Annotated in this window: 9 protein-coding genes; 5 read left to right on the plus strand and 4 right to left on the minus strand. The window is 72.4% G+C overall.

Annotation, left to right across the window (positions count from 1 at the left end):
* Window positions 1-91 precede the first annotated feature (91 nt).
* On the plus strand, window positions 92-2,158 hold the full coding sequence (locus P8A18_RS29865; protein WP_306059570.1) for a phosphocholine-specific phospholipase C: 2,067 nt from the start codon (window positions 92-94) through the stop codon (window positions 2,156-2,158).
* Here the strand turns inward: P8A18_RS29865 and P8A18_RS29870 are convergent.
* Window positions 2,148-2,528 (minus strand): MerR family transcriptional regulator, encoded by a 381-nt coding sequence (locus P8A18_RS29870; RefSeq protein WP_306059571.1) that lies wholly within the window; start codon window positions 2,526-2,528, stop codon window positions 2,148-2,150. The genes P8A18_RS29865 and P8A18_RS29870 overlap by 11 nt on opposite strands.
* Window positions 2,529-2,683: 155 nt before the next feature.
* Between P8A18_RS29870 and P8A18_RS29875 the strand changes: the two genes are divergently transcribed.
* The 4 genes from P8A18_RS29875 (at window position 2,684) to P8A18_RS29890 (ending at window position 7,864) form a co-directional block, all read left to right on the plus strand.
* The gene (locus tag P8A18_RS29875; protein WP_306059573.1) at window positions 2,684-3,757 is read left to right on the plus strand and encodes an alkene reductase; all 1,074 of its coding nucleotides are present in this window, start codon (window positions 2,684-2,686) and stop codon (window positions 3,755-3,757) included.
* Window positions 3,758-4,033: 276 nt separating this feature from the next.
* Window positions 4,034-5,329 (plus strand): cytochrome P450, encoded by a 1,296-nt coding sequence (locus P8A18_RS29880; protein ID WP_306059575.1) that lies wholly within the window; start codon window positions 4,034-4,036, stop codon window positions 5,327-5,329.
* Entirely contained in the window at window positions 5,326-6,579 is a 1,254-nt protein-coding gene (locus P8A18_RS29885) for a cytochrome P450 family protein (protein WP_371933733.1), read from the plus strand. Before P8A18_RS29880 ends, P8A18_RS29885 begins: the two co-directional genes overlap by 4 nt.
* A gap of 277 nt (window positions 6,580-6,856) precedes the next feature.
* Entirely contained in the window at window positions 6,857-7,864 is a 1,008-nt protein-coding gene (locus P8A18_RS29890; RefSeq protein WP_018552565.1) for a LacI family DNA-binding transcriptional regulator, read from the plus strand.
* Window positions 7,865-7,928: 64 nt separating this feature from the next.
* Here P8A18_RS29890 and P8A18_RS29895 read toward each other — a convergent pair whose 3' ends face one another.
* Genes P8A18_RS29895 through P8A18_RS29905 form a run of 3 tightly spaced genes read right to left on the minus strand, consistent with a single transcriptional unit; the run spans window position 7,929 to window position 12,893 of the window.
* Window positions 7,929-8,642, minus strand: a complete 714-nt coding sequence (locus P8A18_RS29895) for a GH12 family glycosyl hydrolase domain-containing protein (protein ID WP_306059577.1) — start codon at window positions 8,640-8,642, stop codon at window positions 7,929-7,931.
* A gap of 34 nt (window positions 8,643-8,676) precedes the next feature.
* Entirely contained in the window at window positions 8,677-10,920 is a 2,244-nt protein-coding gene (locus tag P8A18_RS29900) for a glycosyl hydrolase family 95 catalytic domain-containing protein (protein ID WP_306059579.1), read from the minus strand.
* Window positions 10,917-12,893, minus strand: a complete 1,977-nt coding sequence (locus P8A18_RS29905) for a beta-galactosidase (protein WP_306059581.1) — start codon at window positions 12,891-12,893, stop codon at window positions 10,917-10,919. Before P8A18_RS29905 ends, P8A18_RS29900 begins: the two co-directional genes overlap by 4 nt.
* Between the last annotated feature and the right edge of the window lie 207 nt (window positions 12,894-13,100).

The raw sequence follows: 13,100 nt of genomic DNA on the forward strand, positions 1-13,100 counted from the left end.
GTGAGCCGAGGCGGCCGGCCGGGGAATGAACACCGGCGCGGCGGGTAGGTTCGCCCCTTGCCCATCCCCCCACCCGCAAAGGCCCCCACCCATGGCAGACATCGACCGCCGCCGGCTCCTGAAGCTCGCCGGGAGCTCCGTCGCCCTCAGCGCGCTGTCGGGCAGCATCGCCCGCGCCGCGTCCCTCCCGGCGCGGGGGCGTACGGGCACCATCGAGGATGTCGGGCACATCGTCGTCCTGATGCAGGAGAACCGTTCCTTCGACCACTACTTCGGGACGATGAAGGGCGTACGGGGGTACGGCGACCCGCGGCCCGTCACGCTGCCCGGCGGGAAGCCGGTCTGGCACCAGGCGGACGCGGCCGGGCGGGAGGTGCTGCCGTTCCGGCCGCCGGCCGATGAGCTCGGGATGCAGTTCCTCCAGGACCTGAACCACGACTGGGCGGGCGGCCACCGGGCGTTCAACAAGGGGGCCTACGACCAGTGGGTGCCCGCCAAGACGGCGACGACGATGGCCCACCTCACGCGGGAGGACATCCCCTTCCACTACGCGCTCGCCGACGCGTTCACCGTCTGCGACGCCTACCACTGCTCGTTCATCGGGTCGACCGACCCCAACCGCTACTACCTGTGGAGCGGCTGCACCGGCAACGACGGGACCGGCGGCGGGCCCGAGCTGGGCAACGACGAGGCGGGGTACGGCTGGACGACCTACCCCGAGCGGCTGGAGCGGGCCGGGGTGTCGTGGAAGGTCTACCAGGACATCGGTGACGGGCTCGACGCCAGCGGCTCCTGGGGCTGGATCAACGACGCCTACCGGGGCACCTACGGCGACAACTCGCTTCTCTACTTCAACAGTTACCGCGACGCCCGGCCCGGCGACCCCCTGTACGACAAGGCGCGCACCGGCAGCGACATCAAGGGCGGCGGCGGGCTGCTCGACGACCTCAGGGCCGACATCCGGGCCGGGACGCTGCCCTCGGTGTCCTGGATCGTGTCCCCCGAGGCCTTCAGCGAACACCCCAACTGGCCCGCGAACTACGGCGCCTGGTACATCGCCCAGGTGCTGGACGCACTGACCGCCGACCCCGAGGTCTGGGGACGTACCGCCCTCTTCCTCACCTATGACGAGAACGACGGCTTCTTCGACCACGTCGTGCCGCCCTTCGTCCCGTCCGGCCCCGCGCAGGGACTGTCCACCGTCGACACCTCGGCCGACTACTTCCCCGGCGACGCGCGTTACGCCGCCGGACCGTACGGGCTCGGCCAGCGCGTCCCCATGACCGTCGTCTCGCCCTGGAGCACCGGCGGCTACGCCTGCTCCGAGGTCTTCGACCACACGTCCGTCATCCGGTTCATGGAGCGGCGCTTCGGCGTCCACGAGCCCCATATCTCGCCCTGGCGGCGGGCCGTCTGCGGCGACCTGACCTCCGCGTTCGACTTCCGGCGTACGGACACCTCGGCGCCCGACCTGCCCTCCACGGCCGGGTACGAGCCCCCGGACGGCGACCGGCACCCCGACTACGTGCCCGTGCCGCCCGCCACCGGGGCGGTGCCGGGCCAGGAGCGCGGGACGCGCCCCACCCGCCCGCTGCCCTACGCGCCGCTGGCCGACGGGGCCGCCGATCCGGCCGCGGGCACATACCGCCTCACCTTCGGCGGCGGTCCGGCGGCCGGCGCGCAGTTCCTCGTGACGTCCGCCAACCGCACAGACGGGCCCTGGACCTACACCACCGGGGCGGGCGACATGCTCGCGGACACCTGGAACACCGCCTACTCCGACGGGCTGACCGACCTCACCGTCCACGGCCCGAACGGATTCCTGCGCTCGTTCCGGGGCGCGGGAAAGACGGCCGGGCCCGAGGTGACGGCCCGTCATGTGGCGGCCGGCGGACAGCTGGAACTCACCTTCACCCACGCCGGCCCCGGGAGCGCCCGGCTGACCGTCCGCAGTGCGGCGGCCTACGGGGGAGCGGTCCGGACGGTCACCGTGGCCGCGGGCGAGACCGTGATCCGCACCCTCGATCTGCGGGGAAGCGCACACTGGTACGACATCACCGTGGCCGACGACGGCGACACCACGTTCCTCCGCCGTTTCGCCGGCCATGTCGAGACGGGAGAACCCGGCACGAGCGACCCCGGACTCGTCACCGGCTGAGCGCGGCCGTCCCCAGCTGGTCCCGGTGGGCCCGAGCCGTGGCCATCAGCACATCGAGGGCCTCCCTCGTCCGCAGGAGCTCGGCGATGTGGGCGTCGAGCCGGTCGCGTTCCAGCGCCAGCCGCTCCAGCGCGGAGTCCGAGTTCGCCTCGCTCGGCGCGTCGACGCAGGGCAGCACCTCGGCGATGGTGCGGCTGGACAGGCCCGCGCCGTACATCCGCTGGATGAACACGACCCGCTCCACGTCGGCGTCCGTATAGATCCGCTGGCCGCCGGGGCTGCGGGTGCCGGTGAGCAGCCCCTGCTCCTCGTAGTAGCGCACGGACCGGACGCTGACTCCGGTCCGTGACGCGAGCTGCCCGATCCGCATGAAGCCTCCCGGCCGTGTTCCGCGCTGTCCCGTGTCCCGTGTCCGAGCCGGGTCTGTGTCCTGCGTCACAAACACTTGCCTCTGACGTCAGTGTCAGGTTCTAGCGTAGCTGCTGTGCCCGGTTCCGGGCGCCGCGGACGTGAAGGAGTTCTGACGTGACGACCCTTTTCAGCAGCTACCCGCTCGGTGGCCTGACCCTGCCCAACCGAGTCGTCATGGCCCCCATGACGCGGGTCCGGGCCGCCGCCGGCGGACTGGCGACGCTGTCGATGGCGGCCTACTACGCCCAGCGGGCCACGGCCGGACTGATCGTCAGCGAGGGTGTGCAGCCCAGCGCGGTCGGGCAGTCCAACCCGGGTACGCCGGGGCTGTACACCGACGAGCAGGTCGCCGCGTGGCGGCCGGTGACCTCGGCGGTGCACACCAACGGCGGACGGATCTTCGCCCAGATCATGCACGGCGGCCGGGTCTCGCATCCCGACACCACTGGCATGCGGCCGGTGGGGCCCTCGGCGGTGGCCGCCACCGGGGACGTGTTCACCCCGTCAGGGCCCCAGCCGGCCCCGACACCGCGCGCCCTGGACACGGCTGAAGTGCCCGAGCACGCCAGGTCGTACGCCCACGCGGCCCGGCGCGCCGTCGAGGCGGGCTTCGACGGCGTGGAACTGCACGGCGCCAACGGCTACCTGATCTCGCAGTTCCTCTCGTCCAACGCCAACCTGCGCACGGACCGCTACGGCGGCCCGGTCGCCAACCGGATCCGCTTCGCCGTCGAGGCCGCCGCCGCCACCGTCGACGCCGTCGGCGGGGCCAGGACCGGCATCCGGCTCTCCCCGGGCGGCGAGTTCTGGGGGGTCCGGGAGAGCGAGGTCAGCGAGCTGTACGCCGCGCTGCTGGCCGAACTGGCCCCGCTCGGTCTGGCCTACGTGCACCTTGAGGCCACCGCGGACGAGGACGTGCTCCTCACCCTGCGCCGGGCCTGGCCGGGCACGCTCGTCGTCAACCCCGTGGTCCCGATGGGACCCAAGCAGACCGGCCGGGACGACGCCGACCACTGGCTCGCGCTGGGCGCCGACCTCATCAGCTTCGGCCGGGCCTTCATCTCCAATCCCGACCTCGTCGAGCGCCTGCGCGCCGGACTGCCGATCGCACCCGTCGACGAGGCCACGTACTACCAGGGCGGCGACGCGGGCTATCTGACCTACCCGGCCCACCCGTACGCGGCGTGACTCCCGGCCGGGCGAACGGGCCGCCGCCGGGGCAGGTGTTCGGCCCCGGCGGCGGCCCGGGGGTCCGGACGGCGGGTGTGGTCGCGCGGGGCGCGCGGCCCGCGCGGTCCGGAGCGGAAGCGCGTCAAAGGTGCATGGTTGTCACCCTTTCTGATCGCCCGGGGTTCGGAAATGCTCGCAGTTTGTAGTTCCCGCGTCACGCAAACTCCTTATAGTGAACGGGTGTTGACCGCGTGATCTTGACGCGTGCAGTTGTCGCCCCAGGAGTCAGGATTCATGACACACCCCTCTCCGGCGGAGCCCGCAGTGGCCCCTCCGCCACCCCCGCCCGGCTGCCCGGCCCACTCCGGTGCCGTCCCGCTCTGGGGCCCCGGATTCCAGACGGAGCCCCAGGTGGTCTACCGCGCCATGCGGCGCGACCACGGGCCCGTCGTCCCCGTCGAACTGCCCGGCGGCTTCCCCGCCTGGCTGGTCGTCGGGTACCGCGAGCTCCACCGCGTCACCAGCGACGGGGAGTTGTTCCCGAGGGATGTCGGCCTCTGGAACCAGTGGCCGCACATCCCCGAGGACTGGCCCCTGCTGCCGATGGTGGGACGGCCCCTGCCGTCCATCTACTTCAGCGCGGGGGAGGAACACCGGCGCCACGTCCGCATGGTCGGGCCCGCACTCGAAGGCGCCGACCCGTTCCGGATCCGCAGCCACTGCGAGGAGCTGGCCGACCGGCTGGTCGACGACGTGTGCAGCCGGGGCACCGCCGACCTCGTCGCCGACTTCTGCGAACCCCTCCCCGTGCTCGTCCTCGCCCGTCTGGTCGGCTTCCCCGACGACGAGGGCATCGGCATCGCCCAGGTGCTGAAGGACCTGGCGGACGGCGGGCCGGAGGCGCAGAGCGCGCATCTGCGGTTCGGGGAGTACATGGCGCGGCTGGTCGCCGCCAAGCGGGCCGAGCCGGGGGACGACGTCACCTCGCGCATGCTGGCCTTCCCCGAGAAGTTCACCGACGAGGAGTACACGCTCGACCTGATGGCCGTCACGGCCGCCGGTCATCTGCCCACCGCGGACTGGATCAGCAACTCCCTGCGGCTGATGCTCACCGAGGACGAGTTCGCCGACTCCATGGTCCACGGCCGGCGCAGCATCGGCGAGGCCATGAACGAGGTGCTGTGGGAGGACACCCCCACCCAGATCCTCGCCGGGCGCTGGGCCGCACGCGAAACCCAGCTCGGCGGACAGCGGATCGGGCGCGGGGACATGCTGCTGCTCGGCCTCGGGGCCGCCAACACCGACCCGTTGATCCGCTCGGGCCTGTCCGCCGGCGGATTCTCCGCCCAGGGCGGCAACGGCGCGCACCTGGCCTTCAGCCACGGCGAGTACCGGTGCCCGTTCCCCGCCCAGGAGATCGCCGAGATCATCGCCAGGACCGGCATCGAGGTGCTGCTCGACCGGCTGCCCGACCTCCGGCTCGACGTCCCCGTCGAGGAGCTCGTGCGACGGCCCTCCGCCTTCCTGCGCGGCAACACCTCGCTCCCCGTCCGGTTCACCCCCGTACGTACGACAGGAGACTTCTCGTGAACTGCCCCCACGCCACCCAGGCAGCGGCCCAGCACGGTGGGACCGTCGTGATCGACCCCATGGTCCAGGACCTGGACGGGGAGACGGCGCGGCTGCGCGACGCCGGACGGCTGGCGCGGATCGAGCTCCTGGGCGTGCCCGCCTGGACCCTCACCCGGCACGCGGACGCCCGGCAGCTCCTGGTCGACCCGCGCCTGGTGAAGGACATCGGCGCCTGGGGGCTGTGGCAGAGCGGAGCGGTCACGCGAGAGTGGCCGCTCATCGGGATGATCGACGCCGGGCGGTCCATGTTCACGGTCGACGGCGCCGAACACCGCCGGCTGCGGACCAAGACCTCCCAGGCGCTGACGCCCCGCCGGCTGGAGGCGATCCGGCCGGACATCGAGAAGTTCACCGCGGAGCTGCTGGACGCGCTGGAGGAGGGTGGCCGGGACGGAGCCGTCGTCGACCTCAAGGCGGTGTTCGCCCAGCCGCTGCCGATGCGGGTCGTCGGCATGCTGATGGGGGTCGACCCGGCGGAGAACGCCATGCTGACCCGCCAGTACAAGGCCTTCTTCTCGATGCTCACCCCGCAGGACGAGCGCCTCGCCCTCCTCGCCGACCTGGACGTCTTCTACGCCGGGCTCGTACGCGAGAAGACCGCGCGGCCGACCGACGACCTGACCTCCGGGCTCATCCTCGCCGAGGAGGGCGGCGAGCCGCTGACCGAGGAGGAGGTGATCGGCAACCTCAAGGCGATGGTCGCCGCCGGGCACGAGACCACGATCGGGCTCATACTCAACGCCGTACGCGCCCTGCTGGCCCACCCCGATCAGCTGCGGATGGTCCTCGACGGAGAGATCCCCTGGGAGACCGTGATCGAGGAGACCCTGCGGTTCGACACCCCCACCACCCACCTGCTCATGCGGTTCGCCACCGAGGACATCCAGGTGGGTGACGACGTCATCGCCAAGGGCGAGGGCGTGGTCATCTCCTACCGGGTGATCGGCCGTGACCCCGAGCAGCACGGACCCGACGCCGACGCCTTCGACATCACGCGCGCCACCCCCATCCGGCACATGACCTTCGGGCACGGGCCGCACATCTGCCCCGGCGCCGCGCTGTCCCGGGTCGAGGCGGGCATCGCCCTCCCGGCGCTCTTCGCGCGCTTCCCGCGCCTGCGGCTCGCCGTACCGGACTCGGAGCTGCGCAACCTCCCGGTGATGACGCAGAACGACATGGAGTCCTTCCCGGTCCAGCTCGGCACCTGAGCCGATGTGACGCGGGACCGGCGGACAGGCATATCGTGGCGGTGGCCGAAGCGGCCGCCGCCACGGGCGCTTTCGGGCCGGGACAGCGGCGGCACCCCGAGTCGAAGCGCTTCGACACTGGTCTGGACATGTGGACCCAGCGGGTCTAGGCTCGCGCTGTCTCTCCATGTGGCAGGTGGAGAGGGCGGAGTCGAAGCGCTTCGCCATATCTGACCGAAAGTGCCGGAGCAGACCGGTTCGCGTGCCGGGCCCGACGACGTCCGTGATGGAGAGCTGAATGGTCACCCTGGCCGAGGTCGCGCAGCACGCCGGAGTCTCGGCGAGCACGGTGAGCTACGTCCTCAGCGGCAAGCGCTCCATCTCGGTGGCCACCCGCGAGCGCGTCGAACAGAGCATCCAGCAGCTCGGCTACCACCCCAACGCCGGGGCCAGGGCGCTCGCCAGCAGCCGGTCGAACATCATCGCGCTCATGGTGCCGCTGCGCACCGACATGTACGTGCCCGTGATGATGGAGATCGCCATCGCGGTCGCCACCACCGCCCGCACCCACGGCTACGACGTCCTGCTGCTCACCGGAGAGGAGGGCCCCGCCGCCGTGCGGCGGATCGCCGGCAGCTCGCTCGCCGACGCGATGATCCTCATGGACGTCGAACTGCACGACGAGCGGCTGCCCCTGCTGCGCGAGACCGACCGGGCCGCCGTGCTCATCGGGCTGCCCGCCGACACCGACGGACTGACCTGCGTGGACCTCGACTTCGAGGCGACCGGCGCGCTCTGCGTGGAACACCTGGCCGGCCTGGGGCACCGTGAGATCGCCGTGATCGGCGAGGCCGCCGCGGTGTACGAGCGGCACACCGGGTTCGCCGAGCGGACCGTCGACGGCGTACGGGCCAAGGCGCAGGAGACCGGGGTGCGCGTGCTGCACCGGCCGTGCGAGGGCGGGTACGCAGCGATGGCGCAGACGCTGTCGCGGATATTCGACGAGCGCCCCGGCACCACCGGTTTCATCGTGCAGAACGAGTCGGCGGTCGAGCCGCTGCTCAACCTGTTGCGGCAGCAGGGCCGGGCGGTGCCCGAGGACGTGTCGGTGGTCGCGATCTGCCCCGAGCAGGTCGCCTCCCAGGCATCGGTGCGGCTCACCTCGGTGGCCATACCCGCACAGGAGATGGGGCGCCGCTCGGTCGAGCAGGTCGTCGCCAAGCTCTCCGGCCGGGGCACCGACGAAGTCGAGCTGCTGGCACCCGAGCTGACGGTACGGGAGAGCACCGGACCCGCCCCGGTCTGAGCCCCTGGACGACACGCGCACGAGCCGGCCCCCGCGCGGGGGCCGGCTCCCTTGTGCGTACGGCTCAGCCGAACGACACACCGAAGGAGTTGGTCCGGAAGTCCAGTCCGCCCGCCGACGAGGTGATCTCGTAGCCGAACTGGACGTCGCCGATGGTCTCGTTTCCCCACCAGCCCTTGGTGTCCTTGATCCACTTCAGGATCGGCAGGATGTCCACCGTGCCCGAGGCGGAGTCCGACGTGCGCAGGAACGAGAACACCTCGTTGGAGCCGTTGTCGCCCTTGTAGACGGTCCAGGTGTGACCACCGAGCGTCACGGTGCCCTGTGCGCTGCCGAGCGGGCCCACGGCGCCGGTGTGGTTGACCCACAGCATCACCTCGTAGTCGTAGTCGCTGTCCCAGATGTCGTACGAGGTGTTGTAGGCGCCGGACGACGGGACGGTGACGTTGTACGTACTGGTGAGCGACGACAGCGAGGTGAGGGGCTTGTTCACCACCTTCTTGGCGTTGGGGTACGACTTGATGCCGCCGGTGTCCGGGTGGTCCGCCCAGACACCCCAGTCCGAGGAGGAGTTGGCCCAGATGCTCTGGGAGCCCGCGCCCGATCCCCAGATGTTGTTGTAGAGGGTGTAGCCGTCCGAGGTGTCGTACGTGCCCCACTGGTCCGACGAGGACCAGGCCGCGGCCTGGGCGGGGGCGGCGGCGAAGCCGATGAGCGCCGCCAGCGCCGCGGCCGGCGCCAGCGCGAACCTGCTGAGTGTGCGGGTGCGTCGTGCCATGGTTGTCCTTCCATGGTGGGGGTGGGGGGAAGTGCTACCGCGGCCCCAGTTCGAGGACGCGGTCAACGCCGGCCGTCAGCTCCAGAAGAGTGGAGGGGGAGCCGGCGAAGGCATCGGTGAAGGTGTGGCCGTCGCCCGTACGGAGATCGGCACGGGCGTCACGTGTGGGGTGCAGGACGGCGGTCGCGGTGCCGTCGGCCGACCAGCGCAGATCGAGCCCGGCGCCGAACCGCGTACGCACACCCCGCAGTTCACCGCTCGGACAGCCCGCGAGGGGCGCGGGCAGCAGGACCAGCCGGTCCGGCGTCGACTGGACGAGCGACTCGATGACCGCGGCGGGCAGGGCGTGGGCCGCGTCCGCGTTGTAGACGTCGCGGGACGGGTAGTGGGCGCTCATCAACGAGTCGTGGAAGAAGTCGCCCGCCAGGACCGACCGCACGGCGGCCGAGGCCCGCACCCCGTCCCGCAGGCGCGCGGCGATCAGCGCGTGGTGCAGATGGCCGTGCGCGGAGTCGTTCTCGGCGCCGCGCAGCTCAAGCGCCCGGTGCGCGGCGGCCGCCAGCTCCGGGGTGTCGTACGGATTGACCGCGTCCAGCGGCCACACCGGGTAGAGGTGGCTGAGGTGGCGGTGGTCGTACGTCTCCGCCAGGCCCGGCCACGCCCACTCGGCGAGCGCGCCGTCCTCGTTGACCCGGTAGCCGGCGAGCCGGTCCGCCAGCGCCCGCCGCCGCGCGGAGACCGGATGGGCGGGGGAGCGGCCGGCCGGGACGGTCAGGGCGTGGCGGGCCGCCGCGAGGTCCATCGTCGCGTTGACCGTCCCCCAGCTCGCGTTCGCCGGACGGTTCTCCGGCGAGTACGAGGGGACCACGGCCACCGAACCGTCGGGACCGGTGCGGGTCAGGAAGTCCTCGTAGAACAGGGCGGCCTCGTCCAGGGCGGCCGTCAGCCGGGGGTCCGTCACCCCGGTCGTCTCGGCGTGCTCGACCAGCGGTTCCAGGAGCCAGTCCGCACCCGCCGTCCACAGATGCAGCGGGTACGCGCGCTGGTAGTGCCGGGTGTGCCCGGACTCGCCGTCGGTGTGCGACGGGGCGACGATGCCGCGCGCACCGAAGATCGCCCGCGCGTTGTCCCGCCAGTCGGCGAGCTGCCCGTACACCAGCGAGCCATGGGCCTCGGACACCTCCGGCAGCGCGGCGGCCGCTGCCGAGGCGATCTGGAGGTTGAGGTTGGCGTTGGTGGTGAACGCCCCCGACCAGGCGGTGTCCCAGTCACCCGTCCACAGCCCGGTCAGCCGGGGCGGCAGCGCCCCGGACGCGGACAACAGGTGGTAGCGCCCCGCCGCGAACAGCCGCTCAAGGAGCGCCGGGCTGTCCGGCCGCCGGATCAACTCGCTTCCGGGAAGCAGCCGTTCGGCCGGATCGGCGTCCAGCGTGAGGGCCGCCCGCTCGAAGGCCGGGCGGTGCAGCGCACAGTGCCGGGCGAACAGCGTCGCGTAACCGTCCCGGGGCAGCGCGGCGCACTCCGCCGCCAGGTCCAGGTGGCCGGTGTGCCGGCGCACCCGGGTGAGCAGCAGCAGGCTCCTGGCGCCCTCGACCCGGACGCCCTCGCCCGCCACGGACACCCGGCCGCCCTCCGCCCGCACCACCGTCACCCCGGTGTACGCGAGTTCGCTGTCCGGATAGCCGGCCCGCAGCGACAGCCGGGCACCGTCCGGGGTCAGCACGGTGCTGCGCCCCACGGCCAGGCGCGGCGGGGCACCCGGCAGGGCGTGGTCCAGGGTCAGGTCCACCGCGAGCCCCGGGCCCGTGACGTACTGGACGATCACGTCGTCGGCGCGCGAGACGAAGACCTGGCTGCGCCGCGCCTCGCGGACGGCCGTGATCTCCCCGGTGGCGAAGTCGACCGAGCGCCGGTAGTCCGCGGCCGGGACCGTCGCGGGGGCGTCGTCGGGCGTGGGTCGGATACGGGTCTGGAAGGCGGGGTGGAAGGGCTGCACCCACACCAGCGGGCGGCCGTCGCCGAAGCGTTCCGCCGCCGTGGTGTCCCCGGCGAGCAGGGCGCTCTGCAACCGGTCGAGCCGGTCCGCGAGTTCGGGCGGACGGAGGTGCTCGCTGCCGTTGGGCCGGACCAGGGTGTGGTGGTTGACGACGACCCGGTCGTCGGCCGGGTCCCCGTACACCATGGCCCCGTGCCGGCCGTTGCCGGCGAGGAAGGCGTCCTCCCAGCGGGCGGCGGGGCGCGGCTCCCAGGTGGAGTCGATGTGCGCGCGTGCGGTCATGGTGCGGTGCTCCGCAGCACGGCGACGCCGTAGCGGCCGAGCGCGACCCGGTCCGTCACCACGCGCCCGGTCAGCAGGTCCTCGTACGCGCCGGGGACCGTCACGGTGACCATTTCGCGGCCGTGGTGGAGCAGGAAGAGCAGCTCGCCGCGGCGGACCGCCTCCACGCTCTCCGGCAGCCCGGACAGGACCGGCCGCACACCCGCCGCACGGACCACGTCGCCCACGAGCGCCCGCAGCGCCGGGGGCTCCGGCAGGGTCGACACATACGTCGCGCCGCCCCTGCGCAGCACCGCGGGCAGCCCGGCCAGCTCGCCCTCGCGGTAGGCGGCCACCACCTCCGCGTCCTCGGCCGCCTCCAGCTCCTCCGACCACACGGTGCCCCGGAAGCCGTCGCACTGCACGGCCGTGTCCGCCTCCAGCGGCCACCACTCGTGCAGGGTGCGGATGCCGAACAGCTCGCGCAGCCGTACGTCCATCCCGCCCGGCCTGATCCGGTCGTCCACATCGGCGATCCCGGTGAAGAAACCGCACACCAGCCGGCCGCCGCCGCGCACGTACGCCACGAGGTTGTCGATCGCCGCGTCGCCGAGCAGGTAGAGGTGCGGGACGACGACGGCCTTGAAGCGGCTGAGACCGGCGTCGGGGCGGGCGAACTCGGTCGCCGTCCCGTTCTCCCAGAGCGCCCGGTGCCAGCGCCGCACCACCTCGGTGTAGTCCAGCAGCGTGGAAGGGCTGCCCTCCTGCGCACCCGCCCACCACGCGTCCCAGTCGTGCAGGACCGCGACATCGGCTGCCACGGCGGTGCCGGCCACCGCCGGGCCGATCGCGGCGAGTTCGGCGCCCAGCCGCCTGGTCTCGCGGAAGGCGCGGCCGTGCTCACCCGCGTGCCCGAGCATTCCCGAGTGGAACTTCTCGGAGCCCTGCCGGGACTGGCGCCACTGGAAGTAGCACACGGCGTCGGCGCCGCGCGCCACCGACTGGAGCGACCAGAGCCGGTTCAGCCCTTCGGGCTTGGGGTGGTTGACGCCACGCCAGTTGACCGCGCCCGCCGCCTGCTCCATCAGCATCCACGGGCCGGCCGCCTGGGAACGCGTCATGTCGGCGAGCATCGCGTTGTACTGGCCGCCCCACGGGTCCCGGGGGTCCGGGTAGATGTCGACCGAGACGATGTCCTCCTCGGCGGCCCAGGCCCAGGCGTCCTGCCCCGACCACAGCGGCATGAAGTTCGTCGTCACGGGGATGTGCGGGGTGTGCCGGGCGACGATGTCCCGCTCGGCGGTGAAGCACTCCATCAGCGCGTCGGACGTGAACCGCTTGAAGTCCAGCACCTGTGTCGGGTTCTTCATGTACTGCGCCTTGCGCGGCGGCAGGATCTCCGACCAGGAGTCGTAGTGCTGGCTCCAGAACGCCGTGCCCCACGCCTCGTTGAGCGCGTCGAGCGTCCCGTAACGGGCGCACAGCCAGCGGCGGAAGTGGACCGCCGTCTCGTCGCACCAGCAGTGCGTGCAGTACTCGTTGTTGATGTGCCACACGGTGAGCGCGGGGTGTTCCGCGTACCGCGCGGCGAGGTCCTCGGTGAGGGCGGCGGCGTAGCGCCGGTAGACCGGGGAGCTGGCGCAGAACTGCTGGCGCGAGCCGTACCAGACGATGGACCCGTCCTCCGCCCGGGGCAGCGTCTCCGGGTGCCGCGCCCCCATCCAGGGCGGCGGGGACGTGGTCGGGGTGGCGAGCACGACGCCGATGCCGTGTGCGTGCATGAGGTCCATCAGCCGGTCCAGCCACCCGAACTCGCGGGCGCCGGGGCGGGGTTCGATCTTCGCCCAGGAGAAGACACCGAGCGTGACGGAGTTGACGCCGGCCTCCTTCATCAGCCGGACGTCGTCCTCCCACACCTCCTCGGGCCACTGCTCGGGGTTGTAGTCGCCTCCGAAGAGGATGCGGCCACGGGCCGCGTCGCGCAGGGACGGCATGGCGTCGTTCCTCACTGGGGTTGTGCGTACGGGATGCCGCGGCCGTTGGTGCCCGGGTGGACGCGGCCGTGGACGCGGGGATCGCCGGTGATCACTTCGCCGGTCCGGCCCCACTGGTGGGAGTCGTCGTTGACGCGGAGGACGGTTCGAGCACGGCAGGGGCCGGCCCGGCCGCGGTGGCGAGCACGGTTCCGCGGCGGGGCGTGG

It is taken from the genome of Streptomyces sp. Mut1 (genome assembly GCF_030719295.1).
In the GTDB taxonomy this organism is placed as follows: Bacteria; Actinomycetota; Actinomycetes; order Streptomycetales; family Streptomycetaceae; genus Streptomyces; species Streptomyces castrisilvae.